The organism is Undibacterium pigrum (assembly GCF_003201815.1).
GTDB classification, from domain to species: Bacteria; Pseudomonadota; Gammaproteobacteria; order Burkholderiales; family Burkholderiaceae_D; genus Undibacterium; species Undibacterium pigrum.
On the sequence record NZ_QJKB01000004.1, the window covers coordinates 21,121 to 35,473 of the forward strand.

A 14,353-nucleotide genomic window follows, 5' to 3' on the forward strand; every position below is an offset into this window, starting at 1 on the left:
GTAGTGCCTGGCTTTGGCCATGCACTATCTTCACCAGCAATAATGAACACCGCATTTCTTCAAGTAGTAAAAGACCGCCAGCTCGCTCACCAACTGAGACAAATCGCCGATGATTTTGAAATCATCGATTTCTTCCAGCAATATGGCAGCTGCTGTTTTGCCATGTCAGCCATGCTGGCAAAATTGCTGACCGACAAAGGTTACAGCGCCAGAGTCCAGGGCTGTTATGCAGAAATCAAACATGACCATAGTATTTTCTACGTAGGCTACAAAGGCTACGTAAAGGACAAACAAAGGGAAGGTCATGCAGTCTGCATCGTTGATGAGCAATACATCATCGATTTTGGCCTGGGCACTTTAAGAAAATTCTACGACAAGGATTTTAGCCATGCGCTGGCCTGTGAAATTTCAGGCAGTAAGCCCGTCCTGGGTGAGCTGGATCTGGACAGCGGAGCCAGAATTTCTTGGCGCACAGACTGGATCTCACCCATGGTGGCGCTGGAATTGCAGGCCCAGGTGGCAGCGGTAGAGCGCATCCTGAATGTGTATGAGGATTTCCAGAAAAACCGTATGGCTTATCTGATCCGGAAATTATTTGTAAGTAAAAATGACGCGCCGCCAGATGAAGCGCTGGCGATATACACGACATTGCAGACAAGCGAAACCCGAAGCGGGCAAATTTTAGAGCCGGTTGAAGAGATGGCTATTTAGTTTCCAGTTTTTTCTGCGTAGCCAAAGCCTTGCTTTCTTTTTTCAGGGCTTTGGATACCGGGCACACTGCCTGCATGAACGAGGCCAGGGTGTTGGCCAGGTTATCTCCCTGCAAACGATAGAAAACGAATTGCCCGCGCTTGTCGCTGGCGATCAGTCCTGCCGATTCCAGTATCCGCAAATGCTTGGACAGAGAAGGCTTGGTCATCTCGAAACGCGCAGCAATATCACCGGCAGACAATTCTGTCTCCGATAAATAAGCCAGAATCTTCCGGCGTGGCGTTGATGCCAAAGCTTCAAAAACTTTTTCCATGATCGCAAATGCTTGGTAAATGGCCAGCTAATAGCAGCCCTTAAGTCATCTTAGCATTTTTCTGGAAGCTGGTGAAGTTAATTAGATAATTAGACATTTAGCTAAATATAGTCTATGCTTGTTTCATGAGTCATGAAAACGAGGGCAAGCATCATGAAAACTGAGAAAAGCAGAACAACAGAGGCTGCGGGTGCTATTACCACGGTTTATTACAACAGCGCCTGTCCAGTCTGTGATGCAGGCATACGCGACCAGCGTCAGCGCATGCAGGCATGCAATATCAACTGGGTTGATGTTCATACACAGCCAGACGCAGTCAGCGACTTCAACGGTGAGCTGGAAGCCGTGCGTGAGCGCCTGCACGTCAGGGATGGCAGTGGCAAGGTACTGACAGGCGAGCAGGCACTGGCGGCTCTCTGGTCACAAACCAGAGGCAGGCGCTGGCTGGCCTGGCTGACACTGCGTTTGGGCTTTCTGACCCATCCTCTGTACAACTTGATCGCCAGGCAGTTGTACCGCTGGAATCGCAGGCGTGGCCACTGGTAATTCAAACAAAATCATTTCAATTGGAGAGCAGCATGAGCACTATCGACATCACCGCAGGCAATGCAGATCCCGCCGAACTGGCACGCTTCAATCAACTGGCAAGTCGCTGGTGGGATGAGAGTTCAGAATTCAAACCCCTGCACAGGATAAACCCGCACAGACTGGAATGGATAAACAGCCTGGTCCAGCTTCCTGGCAAGCAGGTGCTGGATATAGGTTGCGGCGGTGGTATCCTGGCTGAATCCATGGCAAGGAAGGGCGCGCAAGTCACAGGTATAGATCTGGCCGACAAGCCGCTGCAAATAGCGCAATGGCATGCGCAAGATCAGGATGTGGACGTGCACTATGCCAATAGCAGTGCCGAAACATGGGCGCAACAGCACGCAGGGCAGTATGATGTCATTACCTGCATGGAAATGCTGGAGCATGTGCCTTCTCCGGCCGCGGTCATCCAGGCCAGTGCTGATATGGTCAAACCAGGTGGCTGGGTGTTCTTTTCCACGATTAACCGCAATTTCCTCAGTTATATGCTGGCGATCGTGGCATTTGAATACATCATGCGCATACTGCCACGCGGCACCCACCGGCATGCACGCTTCATCAAACCGGCAGAATTGCTGTCCATGGCGAATACTGCCGGACTGGTCTTACGCGAGCAGCGTGGCCTGGGTTATAACCCTTTGACGCAAACTTTCCGCCTGCATGGCTTCATGGGCGTAGGTTATTTACTGGCTATGCAAAAGCCTTTGCAGGCTGAAGGTCAGGCAGGCCTGAATAACTGAGCAGAAAGCAGCATTTCTTGCCCAGGATGCATGCATTTCCAATTTTCACTGATTTTCTTGCACTGTAAATTGAGGTTTGCCCTGTCAAAAACCGATGTTCTGCTTCTTTTTTGCCCACTCTGGCATTAAAATCCCGCACCAAACACACATTTTGCCAGCGCACTCAGGCGCCGGGCAAGCAGGCGCTGCGACAAGAAAGTACAAAACATGGTTTTTAGTACGGTTACCTTTTTATTTTATTTTTTACCGATATTCATCGTCTTGTATTTCGCCTTGCCGTTTCGCCAGTTGCGCAATATGGTCTTGCTGGTTGCCAGCCTGATCTTTTATGCCTGGGGCGAGCCCAAGAACTTGCCATTATTGCTGATTTCCATCCTGATCAATTATATGTGTGGCCTGGGTGTGGGCAAGGCTCAGGAAAAAGGCGGAACAGGCAAAGCCATCTTCATCGCGGGCATCGTTTTTAATCTGGCACTGCTGGCTTACTTCAAATACTTTAACTTTGCCCTGGGCAGTGTGGTCGCTGTGCTGGGCAAGCTGGATATCGCCATGCCAGCAGTAGACGCGGTTACCCTGCCTCTGGGGATATCCTTCTTTTCTTTTCATGCGATCTCCTATCTGGTGGACGTCTATCGCAAAAAGACCCGGCATGAGAAAAACCTGTTTGCGCTGGCCATGTATATCACCATGTTCCCGCAACTGATAGCCGGGCCTATCATACGGTTTTCTACCATCGCCCGGCAATTGCACCAGCGCCACCATACTTTGCGCAGGGTGGAGCTGGGTAGCAAGATTTTTATTCTGGGTCTGGCGCAAAAAGTATTGATTGCCAATAGCGTGGCCTTGCCCGCAGATCAGATATTTTCACTGGCACCAGAAGCCCTGGGCATGGCCAGTGCCTGGCTGGGCATCACTTGCTATAGCTTGCAAATCTATTTTGATTTTTTTGGTTATTCGAATATGGCAATAGGTTTGGGCCTGGTCACTGGCTTTACTTTTCCGCGTAATTTCAATTACCCTTATATCGCGCAATCGATCACTGAATTCTGGCAGCGCTGGCATCTGAGTCTGTCGCGCTGGTTCCGCGATTATCTGTATATACCACTGGGTGGCAACCGCGGCTCAGCTCTGGCTACTTATCGCAATCTGTTCATCGTGTTTTTCCTTTGCGGTTTATGGCATGGAGCGAGCTGGACTTTTGTCGTCTGGGGCCTGTATCACGGCAGTTTCCTGGTGCTGGAGCGCATAGGCCTGCAAAAGCTGCTGACAGGTTTGCCCAGACCGTTCAGGCACTTCTACACCATCGTGATCGTGATGGTGGGCTGGGTATTCTTCCGCTGCGACAGCTTTGCACAGGCCCTGCATTATCTGGCAGCCATGGCTGGCAGCATGCCAGCAGATAATGTCGTTGCCCCTGTCATGAGCTTCATGAATGGCACGGTCATTACGGCACTGCTTGCAGGTGTGCTGGTGTCGACACCCGTCTTGCAAATACTGAACAAACCACAGGCGCCAGCCCGGGTATTGGCACCCGTCGTCAGCCTGATGTTGTTTCTGTTGTCAGCCACCAGTCTGGCGACCGGAGCTTATAACCCTTTCATTTACTTCCGTTTCTGAGGCCGGGTTTTGCACCATGAATAATTCCAGCACACCCAGCTTAAAGTCGCGCGTACAAACGCACTTTTACGGGCGCATCATTTTTATCATCACTTTCTTTGGTATCTTGCTGACACCAGCTCTTGTCCATGTCAGTGCTAAATTCCAGGGCCCTGGCATAGAAAACCGCGAACTCGCCGCCAAACCGGCAGTGCCAACGACATTTGCACAAAGCCTGAAATTCCCGGCCGCAGTTGATGCCTATCTCAATGATAATTTTGGTCTCAGGAATAATCTGGTCGCATGGAATAATCAACTGCGCTATCACTTGCTTGGCGATATTAATGCCGTGCAACTGACAGCCGGTAAAGATGCTTACATCTTCTTTAACTCGCACGCGGCCAATACCCCGCTGGCCATGATAGATTTTCTGTGCGGGAAAAACGTTTCAGAAAAAGACCGGGCGGAGATAGTCAGGACCGCATCTGACTTCATGCGCATGGCAGTGCAGGTGAAAGCAGAGAGTTATCTTTTGCTGGTGCCTACCAAGCCAGTGGTGTATGCCGACAAATTACCAGACTGGCTGCAACAACAATGTGCGCAATACACGCCGAGCTTGCCAGGCATCGTAGAGACATTGAAGGCCTTGCCCGGACTCAAAGATAAAATCATTTATCCGCTGGCGGAAATGCAGGCACTCAAGAAAAACATGGCTGTATTTCCCAAGAATACTTTTCACTGGACAGGTAATGGCCCGCAACCGGTGGCGCAACTGGTCGCAGAAAATTATATGCACCGCAAAAGGCTGCTGACACTGACGAGCAATCTGCATGATGTGCCATCTGACATACAGCATTTCCTGCCAGGGGTGGCACTGACCGTACCTACTTATGATCCTGACTATGCCAAAGCGGGCATTACCGCCTGTCTGGGTGTAGCCTGCTTCCCTGAGTTTACAGGCACAGCGGACAAGATAGGCGATGTTTCACGCTATCGCCATGCTACGGTGCCAGGTCCTAAACTGCTGCTGATTACAGATTCATTTGGTCAGGGTATTGCTGGTTTTTTTTCAGAATATTATGGCGAAGTCTGGCACGTCTCTTTGAACAGCATCAACCAGCTCAATGCTAAAGAGCAAGCCAGGTTCAGACAGATTTTGCTTACTGAATATGCACCTGACCAGATCCTGTATGTCTTCCATGATGCAGCAGTGTCCTATTTCGATCGATATGGCGGGACACTGCTCAAAGCGGGTCAATAATTTTCACATACTGCAAAGTCTTATGCTGGCACTGCAGTATGTTTGAACAAGATATCTATATGGTCTACGCCCATGTCTTTGTAGTAGTCCATGACCTTGGCAACATCATTGCCTGCTTCAAACAATTCGCCATTCTTTTGGATGATGGCAGCGGTATAGCCCAGGTCGAATAAAAACCGCAGATAGGTAGGACCATCATTGCCGCCAGTCAGTGGCATGAAGTCCGGGCTGAATTCACTGACGATAACCGGACGCCATTTTTCCACCAGCCGTCTGGCTCCCAGCAGAGCGCGGTATTCAAAACCTTCGATGTCAATTTTGATGAAATCAATTTTTCTGTCCGCAGGAATAAGATTATCCAGTGGCATGCAGGCGACGACCGTGCTTTTCATCAATGTCTGCTGATCTTCCGACAAATGGGCTGTCGTGCCATTGCTGTAGGAACTGTTCAGGCTCAGTATGTCAAAATCTTCGCCAGCCGCGCTATTGATGATCTTGATATTCTTGAAGCCATTTTCCCTTTTGCTGAGTTCTATGAATTTGACATTGTTGGTATTCGGCTCAACCGCATAAACCACGCCCGTTTCACCCGCCAGGGATGCGGCTATCATGCTGAAGTAACCAATATTGGCACCTATGTCGAGCACGCCCATGCCAGCCTGAACATGGTCCTTGAAGACTTTTGTCACATGCGGCTCGTACTCGCCATGTATCAGCGGCATTCCCAGGTCCAGGTCTTCCGGATCGACAAACATGCTCAAGCCACCGATGCTGACTAGCTGAATCCCACCAGCATCACGCTTGATCGCCAGTTTTTCCTGCCTTTGGGCGAATTCCAGCGAATTCAGATAAGAAGCGACGACGGCATCAAGGGGTTTGCCAGCCTGAGCGCCATGGCCTGGCCATTCTTCAGGATTAGGTGAGCGGCCCAGAATCAGGCGAAAGCAATGGAAAATGTCTTCAGTCGTGGTGTGCTCACTGTAGGCCCAGTCGCCAAATTTTGTAATGGGGTTGGCTCCAACATGCATTGCAGGTGCTACTTGTTGAACTGGCGCAGCTGCGGCTGGGGCGGGTTTGGAGAATAGTTTCCTGAGCATTGTCTGATCTTTGTACTGTTAAGTGAGGGCTGGCAAGCTTCGATTATAAACTGAGTCTTCAGTCCATTCCCAAGTGCTTATTGGTTGGTGTTACTTGACTTCGGTTTGCTCGGGCACCGTGATTGCCCAGAGCAAAGCTAAGGTCTTCGCTCTCAGTAAAAGCTGAACTGCTACTAACAGCCCGCCCTTTTCATTTCTGTTTGTCCTACAAATCCGCGGTCCGGTGTCCTATATCTGAGGTCCGGGGGCGCTGCTACGATACTTACATGCCTCTGAATTAGTGTTTCAAATACAAAAAAGGCTAATCAGTTCATTTACTTACATAAGGGAAATATCATGAAAAAAGCATTCACTATCTTAATGATTTCTGCCGGTCTGATCGCCAATTCCAGTTTTGCTGCAGACGTGGCAAAAGCAAATTTCAAAGCAACAGAAGAACGTGCAGAAGCTGATTACAAAGTTTCCAAAGCCAAATGTGATGCCTTGAAAGACAATGCAAAAGACATTTGCGTAGAAGAAGCCAAGGTTGTCCGTACACGTGCCAAGGCTCAGGCGCTGGTATCCTACGAGAACACTGCCAAGAACCATGTCAAGGCAGCCACCGATGTTGCTGATGCTGAGTATGCACTGGCCGCTGAAAAATGTGACGACAAGTCCGGCAATGACAAAGATGTGTGCAAAAAAGAAGCCAAGGCCGCACAAAAAATAGCGATTGCCGATGCTAAAGCTGGCAAGAAAATTTTTGATGCCAAAGTCGACGCAGCGACTACTGCCAATGATGCCAACTACAAAGTAGCGGTAGAGAAATGTGATCCTATGTCTGGGGCAGCCAAAGACGCTTGCATTACTGCTGCAAAAAATCAGTATAAATAATGCTGAAATAAATACTCTGGCTTTATCCTCGGTATTCGCAGTATCCGCAGGCTGGTTTCGCGCCGCTGTTACCAGCTTGCTGTTTCATGTTGTTCTTGTACTCAAGCTGGCACCCCTAAAAACCAAAGCAAGTTCCTCGTCTGGAATATAACCAGATGAAACCCTCACCAAGGAGTTTTAAAATGAATAGCTTCATAAAAAAAATCACGGGCATTTTTCTGGCAGGTATGATGATGATCATGGTTGGTTGTGCTTCAACTGCCAAACAAGAGAGTGCTGGCGAGTATATTGATGACACCGTCATCACCACCAAAGTAAAAGCCGCTATCGTCAATGAGCCTACATTGAAGGCAACTGAAATCAATGTTGAAACCTACAAAGGCGTCGTTCAACTGAGTGGTTTTGTTGCTGATCCTGCCTCTTCTAGCAAAGCAGTGAGTGTAACCAGTGGCATTAAAGGCGTGAAATCTGTTAAAAACGATATCCGCGTCAAGTAATGCACTTGCGGCATGAGCAGACTCTGATTCTGCTCATGCCAGCTCATGTCAGCTCATGTCAGTTTATGCTAATTCATAGCATCTCGCGCCGCGATAAAATCGGCAGTCCAAAGACCAAACTTGTCTTTTCCACGTCGTGTTAAGACAAGCCTCCCAGGAGTAGTTTATGCAATCGAATACTATCGCTACCAAAACAAATTCTGCGCTGGAAGCGGCCAATAATTTAGCAAGCCATGTCGGCAGTTCAGTCGGCAATGTCATCGGTGTCACCAAAGAGGCTGGTAAACAAATCAGCTCTGCAGCTCAGGATGAAATACAAAATCTCAAAGCTGACCTGGATGAACTGGTTGCACGTATCCCGTCCTTGTCCGACGTTGATCTTAATGCAGCCAAAGCGGCGTTGCTGGAAAAATTTGTCAATGCCAGAGATGCTGCGCTGGATGCAACAGCCGACGTACGTACCCAAATCAATGATGGTGTCGATACAGTAGGCAATTATGTAAAAGAACGACCCCTGCAGTCCGTGGCAGCAGTAGCTGGAGTGGGTATTTTGATCGGTTACCTGCTCGCAAAAAAATAGCCTTGCGTCAGTCGCAAAGCACATGAGCTGTTGAATGCGACCTTGCGGGTGCCGGCGTAAGCGCCGGCACTTTGCATTTCACCTTCCGGAAATTTCCTCTCTTTGGAGAATCTTGTGTTCGAAACCATCGATAAAGCCAGGCAGATTGCCGTCATTGGCCTAGACCGCATCGTTGATTACCTGGAATTGCTACGCATAGAAATTGATATCCAGCGTCATGATGTCAGTGTTCGCTTGTTAAGCCTGGCTGCAAGTCTGTTTTTTGTGCTGATGGCCGGATTTTTCCTTGGACTGGCAATTATCGTGACTTACTGGGACAGCAGTTACCGCATCGTGGCCGCATGGTCAGTAGCTGGCGTATATATATTGCTGGCGCTGTTTGCATTCTGGAGAGCTCGTCAACACCTCGCTGCTCCGCCCATGTTTGCCACGCTCAAACAAGAAATGCAGGATGACATCAAGATGCTCAAGGACTTGTTATGAACGCTTCTTTGCAGGAACTCGAAAAAGAAAAACAGGCTGTGCTCGACCGCTTGCGTCATAGCCGCAAAAAAATGCGCATGCAGTTTCCATCAGCATCAGATGAGGGCAGGGAAGATGGCGCTGCTGGCAATGAAGGGCGTGTAGGCGGTTTTCCGCATAGTCACTTGATGCAATTGATTACCGCGCATCCAGGCTGGGTACTGGCAGGCACCGCCATCTTGCTGGCGATAGGACCGCGCAAAGTGATCAAGGCTGGTTTTGACACTGGCGTTACGCTGTTGACTACAGTAATAGCCAGTAAAGAAGTCAGACATATATTCAGCCAGATGGTGCCGCAATTATTGCCATATCTAATGCAATTCTTTAGTTCCTCGCAATCACGCGACAGCCAGACGTGATTGCCTTGCGCTCCACAGTCAGTAAATCATGCTGATTGTGGAGTTTTTTTTCCTTAGGTTCGCTAGCGTACCGAATTAATTTCACTTTTTACTTAAACTGGTCTCACTTCAAAGGAATACATGTCCAACTTGAAGTAGCAATATGAATTAGCAACATCAAGTAACAACGTGAAGTAAACCATGCAATACCAACTTTCTACGCAAGTAGACTTTCATAAAGGAGTTTCACCATGAATTCAGATCAAGTCAAAGGCGCAGCGAAAAAAGTCGCAGGTAAAGTCCAGGAAGAAGCTGGCAAGCTGGTCGGCAGCAAAGAGCAGCAAATCAAAGGCGCTGCAAAGCAAGTTGAAGGTAGTGTGCTAAAAGGCTTTGGTAATTTGAAAGAAGCACTCAAAGACAATCAAAAGCACTAATTGTCTGCTACTTTCCGGACTGTTGCGCCATCCTGGGTGGCGCAAAAGTCCGGAAATTCATTTGATGTCAGCTTCGCTTCTCAAGGATGAGATGTGATCACAAATGACAATTACCAATGAGTTTTACCGCGCATTACCGCATTTTCATATCTCGACATAAACAAGTGCAGTCAAAATAATTAAGACAGGTAGGGAAAAGCGATGGACATGCCTATATCAGATGATCGCATTGCAGACGATGCAAAAACCGTGACAAAAAATGAGTCTGTTGTGGAGTATCCTGATGCTGTTGAGATTGACCCCGCCTCCGCAACTGAAGCACAAACCGATGCGCAGCCATTATTATTCCCAAGGGTTCATGTTGATGCACGAGGGGTAGCCCTGACTGTCCTGGCGACAATCGCTTTCATTTTTGCCCTGCGTGCAGCACAACGTTTTTTTATTCCGCTGACCTTCGGCATTTTTATTGCCTACACCCTGTCTCCCCTGGTAGATGCACTGCAACGCTGGCGCATGCCGCGTGCGCTTGCCACTACTATCGTCATGATCAGCATGCTGACCATATTCGTGACGCAGATCAGTTCATTACATACAGAATTTGATGCCATTCTCGATCAGTTGCCAGTAGCCACCCGTAAGTTTTCCAATGAAATGAGCAAGCTGCAATATGGCCAGGGCGGCTTGATGCAAAAAATGCAGACGGCGGCGACAGAGATAGAAAAAGCAACCAGTCAGGCGACAACCGGTGTGCCACAGAATGTGAAAAAGACTGTGGTCAATGAAACCCCGGTTCTTAAATTGCGCGAATTATTATTGGCTGGCTCACTCGGTATCATGGATTTGCTGGGGCAGACAGTCATGATGCTGTTTCTGATTTTCTTCCTGCTACTCTCCGGCGATAAATTCAAACGCAAGCTGGTCAAGATTACCGGGCCTTCACTGACACAAAAGCGTGTGACAGTGCAAATACTGAGCAAGATCAATACTTCGGTGCAGCAATACATGTTCATGCTCCTGGTTACCAACGGCTTGCTGGCCTTGCTGACCTGGATAGCTTTTCATCTTATAGGACTGGAAAACGCCGGGGCCTGGGCGGTTACCGCTGGCTTGCTGCATATCATTCCTTATTTTGGTTCCATTCTGATGGCATTAGCGGCCTTCCTGATCGCCTATGTGCAGTTTGGTACTATCTCCATGGCTTTGCTGGTGGCAGGTGTTTCCATGGCGATTGCAACGATGGTGGGGATGCTGGTCACGACATGGATGACGGGCCGCATTACCCGCATGAATGCAGCAGCGGTGTTTATTTCCCTGCTGTTCTGGGGCTGGTTATGGGGTGCCTGGGGCTTGTTGCTGGGTGTGCCTATTATCGTGATTGTGAAAGTGGTTTCTGAGCATGTCGATGGCATGCAAGCTGTTGCAGAGTTATTGAGTGAGTAAGCGAATAAGTTAAATATTTATAAGAATTCGGCACAGTATTTTGTGCCCTGCATAATAAAAAAGTCGTTCCATCAAAGGAACGACTTTTTTTGTCAGTATAAGAGTATTGAGTTTAGCTGCCAAATTTTAATTACGATAAACGTGATTGTCACTCACATACACACGATTACCTACACGCAGGTCCACGATATTGTCCTGCACTATGCTCTGATATACGCCATTGTCCAGACGTACGCTGATTTGATATGCTTCGCGCACTTGCTGGTTGCGATTATTTTTTTCAATATTGTTACCTACAATAGCGCCGCCAACCACGCCGGCTGCGGTTGCTGCTGCATTACCCAGGCCGCCACCTACCTGGTTACCCAGGATACCGCCTACGACAGCACCCACTACAGCGCCAGCGCCTGGGCCACGGCTTTCATTTGATACCTGTACTACCTGGATTGATTCAATCACGCCATAGCTGTTTCGCGTCATTTGCGAGGCAGGGTAACCCGTTGTCACTGAGGGGGAACTGCTGCCGCAACCAGCCAACGCGACAGAGGCGGCAATACTTACAGCGATGGCAGTCTGCTTATAGATATTCATGATGATTCTCCACTGTTGGTGATATGGGAATCCTAGGCTTTGTGCTGAGGCAGGTCGGTGCGATGACGCACTTTAATCGCCCTGAAACGCAAGACATATGTAACAAAATTATTCTCTTGTAGGAACAGTCCCACAAACCACAGCGCACTCAGCGTACAACTCGTCGCCAGACTCTCCGATGCCGCCATCACGAATAAAAAACTAAAGTGTAATCAGTTCGACGGATATCAATTAATGCGGAAAACGCCAGATGTCCAAAGAGAAAAAGCACGGTACAACATTCAATATTTTTGATAAGAGGCAAAAAAATGAACAGCACTCAGACCCACATTTCCATGACTGCACATCCATCCTTGTCCTCTGGCGGCAGCTTGCATCGCCGGTACTCAGTCAGCTACACACCTGCTGCAACATTGCCGATGAATCTTGGTTTGCTTGATGAGCCTATTCAGAATGATATCCTGGCTGCCCTGCCTGAAGATGAACTGGCATTTTTGATGCCGCACCTGGAACTCGTTCATCTGCCTTTCGATAAAGAACTGTATGAGTACGGTGCCAAACTCTCCCATGTATATTTTCCTACAACGGCTATCGTAGCGCTGTTGTATGTGCTGGCAGATGGCGACATTACTGAAATTGGTGTGACTGGACATGAAGGTTTGCTCGGTATTTCTGCCCTGATGAGCGAGCGCGCCACAGGTACGGCCATGGTGCAATGTGCTGGTGAAGCTTATAAACTCAAAGCCTCAGTCTTGAAAGAAGCCAATGCCAGAGGTGGCAAGCTGCAGCAATTGCTGATGCGCTACACCCAGGCTTTGTTTGCACAAATGGCACAAAATTCTGTCTGTGGCCGTCACTATTCGATTGATCAGCAACTGTCTCGCTGGTTGCTTGACCGCCTTGACCGCCTGCAAGGCAATGAATTAAAAGTGACTCAGGAAATGATCGCCAACATGCTGGGGGTACGTCGCGAAACCGTGACAGAAGCAGCTGGGAAATTGCAGCAGGAAGGCTTGATACAGTACAAACGCGGCAACATCACCATGCTTGATCGTGAAGGCCTGGAAATGCATGCTGGCGAATGCTATCGCGTGTCCAAGCAAGAGTTTGAGCAGATACTTTCAGGCATGGTGCGTTGATCACAAAGTTGATACATCTGCAAAACTTTTAGCACAAACATAAAAAAACTCCCGGGGCTGGATATCAGCCTTGGGAGTTTTTTCATGATGGCGAAGTATCATTCCTTGAAGGGGATAAAAGCCTCCACCGCAGTTCCCTTATTTTTTTCACCTGGCTTGACAGAAAAGCTGCCACCCAGGAGCAGGGCGCGCTCACGCATACCCAGTATGCCATGCGTCTTTGGCTTGGCGACTGCATCCTTTTGTATGCCTATGCCATCATCAAGTATTTGCAGCCACAAACCCTTATCCATGCGTTTCAGACTGATCTTGACCTCGGTAGCCTGCGCATATTTGATGACGTTATTTAAAGACTCCTGGGTAATGCGGAACAGAGCGATAGCCCAGGCCGGGTCTATGGTGTCGAAGTCTTCCGTAATATCGGTCACATAACCCAGGCCAGCCATCGCTGTCGCTTCTTCGCAATAGTGTTGTATGGATGCAGACAAGCCCAGATTATCCAGCATGCTCGGCCGCAAGTCTTCTATGATACGGCGCTTCATATCCACAGTATCGAGCAAGGCACGCTTTGTCCTTTGCAATTGCTTGGCCAGATCCGGCTCTTTGTTTTTAAGTTTTTCTGTCACCACCGATATATCCATGCTGATCGCTGTCAGGTTGGAGCCCATCTCATCATGCAGCTCACGCGCCAGCTTGGCCTTTTCTTTTTCCGAGACATTCAGCAAGTGGTGTGACAAGACCGATAATTGCTCGGTACGCTTTAGCACTGTACTTTCCAGATTGTCGTTGGCGATCTTCAATGCATTTTCTATCCCGCGCTGCTTGTAAAAACTGCGATAGATAAGACGATAGAACAAGATCAATACCAGCAGGGCAATGGCGTTGGTCGCCGTACCGAAAAACAGCGCATCCTTGTATTCCTTGTAAAAGCGTTCGCGTCTGCTGACCAGTGCCTCGTTTTCTTCTTTTTCCATGATGATATCAAGCAGCCGGATTTCATCCATGACTTCTCGACCATCTCCTACCTTGGACAATTCTATGATGCCTGTCAGGCCAAATTCCTTATATCTTGAAATGCCCAGTTCAAAGATCTTGGCTTTACTGTCATACAGTTTGCGCAATTCTGTCAGGTTCTTCACTTGCGCCGGGCTGTCGCCCAATAGTCGCTCAAGCTCCTTGAAATCACTTTCCAGCTTGTTTTTGGCGATATGCCAGGGGCGCAGATAGATTTCATTCCCGGACATAAAGTAGCCACGCAGGCTGCTCTCAGAGTCCATGATGAGCAGATTGATATTCTTGAGTTTGTCTTTGACACTCCAGGTATGCTCAACCCAGTCATTGTTGCTCTTCAATTTTTCCAGATTCTGGTACGCAGAATAGGCATTGGCAATCAGGATGACGAGGCAAGTCACAAATAAAACCGTGATATACAAGGGTATGGAAGTCGATGTGGTTTTTTTCATGAAAGCTACCTTAATAAATACCTTAAATTACAATGTGTATGCAGGAAAAGAATACTAAAAAATGCCTGAGCATTTTCATTGAAATCCCTCTCTTCAAGATGGGAATTTTTGTTTTTCTTCTATGAAAAACAATATCTTGATTGATAAATTATGTGTCATAAAATTTGATA

At 48.3% G+C, this 14,353-nt stretch carries 17 protein-coding genes; 13 read left to right on the forward strand and 4 right to left on the reverse strand.

Annotated features, from left to right (window positions below):
- Nucleotides 1-42 precede the first annotated feature (42 nt).
- Nucleotides 43-711, forward strand: a complete 669-nt coding sequence (locus tag DFR42_RS13745; protein WP_110255586.1) for a hypothetical protein — start codon at nt 43-45, stop codon at nt 709-711.
- Here DFR42_RS13745 and DFR42_RS13750 read toward each other — a convergent pair.
- Nucleotides 704-1,024, reverse strand: a complete 321-nt coding sequence (locus DFR42_RS13750; protein WP_110255587.1) for a metalloregulator ArsR/SmtB family transcription factor — start codon at nt 1,022-1,024, stop codon at nt 704-706. The genes DFR42_RS13745 and DFR42_RS13750 overlap by 8 nt on opposite strands.
- Nucleotides 1,025-1,177: 153 nt before the next feature.
- On the opposite strand from DFR42_RS13750, the gene DFR42_RS13755 reads away from it, so the two are divergent.
- From DFR42_RS13755 to DFR42_RS13770, 4 genes are all read left to right on the forward strand, one after another.
- Entirely contained in the window at nt 1,178-1,570 is a 393-nt protein-coding gene (locus DFR42_RS13755) for a thiol-disulfide oxidoreductase DCC family protein (protein WP_110255588.1), read from the forward strand.
- 32 nt (nt 1,571-1,602) lie between these two features.
- A complete protein-coding gene (ubiG, locus tag DFR42_RS13760) occupies nt 1,603-2,352 on the forward strand; it encodes a bifunctional 2-polyprenyl-6-hydroxyphenol methylase/3-demethylubiquinol 3-O-methyltransferase UbiG (RefSeq protein WP_110255589.1) in 750 nt (249 codons plus the stop codon).
- Nucleotides 2,353-2,559: 207 nt separating this feature from the next.
- Nucleotides 2,560-3,969 (forward strand): MBOAT family O-acyltransferase, encoded by a 1,410-nt coding sequence (locus DFR42_RS13765; RefSeq protein WP_110255590.1) that lies wholly within the window; start codon nt 2,560-2,562, stop codon nt 3,967-3,969.
- 16 nt (nt 3,970-3,985) lie between these two features.
- Nucleotides 3,986-5,209 carry an alginate O-acetyltransferase AlgX-related protein gene (locus DFR42_RS13770; protein WP_110255591.1) on the forward strand — a complete coding sequence of 408 codons (1,224 nt, stop codon included), beginning with the start codon at nt 3,986-3,988 and terminating at the stop codon, nt 5,207-5,209.
- A gap of 20 nt (nt 5,210-5,229) precedes the next feature.
- Here DFR42_RS13770 and DFR42_RS13775 read toward each other — a convergent pair whose 3' ends face one another.
- On the reverse strand, nt 5,230-6,306 hold the full coding sequence (locus tag DFR42_RS13775; RefSeq protein WP_110255592.1) for an FkbM family methyltransferase: 1,077 nt from the start codon (nt 6,304-6,306) through the stop codon (nt 5,230-5,232).
- 336 nt (nt 6,307-6,642) lie between these two features.
- On the opposite strand from DFR42_RS13775, the gene DFR42_RS13780 reads away from it, so the two are divergent.
- The 7 genes from DFR42_RS13780 (at nt 6,643) to DFR42_RS13810 (ending at nt 10,990) form a co-directional block, all read left to right on the forward strand.
- A complete protein-coding gene (locus tag DFR42_RS13780) occupies nt 6,643-7,179 on the forward strand; it encodes a hypothetical protein (RefSeq protein ID WP_110255593.1) in 537 nt (178 codons plus the stop codon).
- 182 nt (nt 7,180-7,361) lie between these two features.
- The gene (locus tag DFR42_RS13785; protein WP_110255594.1) at nt 7,362-7,676 is read left to right on the forward strand and encodes a BON domain-containing protein; all 315 of its coding nucleotides are present in this window, start codon (nt 7,362-7,364) and stop codon (nt 7,674-7,676) included.
- A 166-nt stretch (nt 7,677-7,842) separates the two neighbouring features.
- Nucleotides 7,843-8,256, forward strand: coding sequence for an ElaB/YgaM/YqjD family protein (locus DFR42_RS13790; RefSeq protein ID WP_110255595.1), 414 nt, complete (start codon nt 7,843-7,845; stop codon nt 8,254-8,256).
- Nucleotides 8,257-8,370: 114 nt separating this feature from the next.
- Nucleotides 8,371-8,739, forward strand: a complete 369-nt coding sequence (locus tag DFR42_RS13795; protein WP_170133528.1) for a phage holin family protein — start codon at nt 8,371-8,373, stop codon at nt 8,737-8,739.
- A complete protein-coding gene (locus DFR42_RS13800) occupies nt 8,736-9,137 on the forward strand; it encodes a hypothetical protein (RefSeq protein ID WP_110255597.1) in 402 nt (133 codons plus the stop codon). The genes DFR42_RS13795 and DFR42_RS13800 overlap by 4 nt, the downstream gene beginning before the upstream one ends.
- A gap of 230 nt (nt 9,138-9,367) precedes the next feature.
- A complete protein-coding gene (locus tag DFR42_RS13805; RefSeq protein WP_110255598.1) occupies nt 9,368-9,550 on the forward strand; it encodes a CsbD family protein in 183 nt (60 codons plus the stop codon).
- A gap of 201 nt (nt 9,551-9,751) precedes the next feature.
- Nucleotides 9,752-10,990, forward strand: a complete 1,239-nt coding sequence (locus DFR42_RS13810; protein ID WP_245936964.1) for an AI-2E family transporter — start codon at nt 9,752-9,754, stop codon at nt 10,988-10,990.
- Between the two features lie 126 nt (nt 10,991-11,116).
- On the opposite strand, the gene DFR42_RS13815 is transcribed toward DFR42_RS13810, so the two are convergent.
- Complete coding sequence (locus DFR42_RS13815; protein WP_110255599.1) at nt 11,117-11,581, reverse strand: glycine zipper 2TM domain-containing protein; 465 nt, start codon at nt 11,579-11,581, stop codon at nt 11,117-11,119.
- Nucleotides 11,582-12,000: 419 nt separating this feature from the next.
- Here DFR42_RS13815 and DFR42_RS13820 point away from each other — a divergent pair, with 419 nt between their 5' ends.
- Nucleotides 12,001-12,720: a Crp/Fnr family transcriptional regulator gene (locus DFR42_RS13820; protein ID WP_110255868.1), complete on the forward strand. Its 720-nt coding sequence runs from the start codon at nt 12,001-12,003 to the stop codon at nt 12,718-12,720.
- Nucleotides 12,721-12,818: 98 nt separating this feature from the next.
- Here DFR42_RS13820 and DFR42_RS13825 read toward each other — a convergent pair whose 3' ends face one another.
- The gene (locus DFR42_RS13825; RefSeq protein ID WP_110255600.1) at nt 12,819-14,183 is read right to left on the reverse strand and encodes a sensor histidine kinase; all 1,365 of its coding nucleotides are present in this window, start codon (nt 14,181-14,183) and stop codon (nt 12,819-12,821) included.
- Nucleotides 14,184-14,353: the final 170 nt, after the last annotated feature.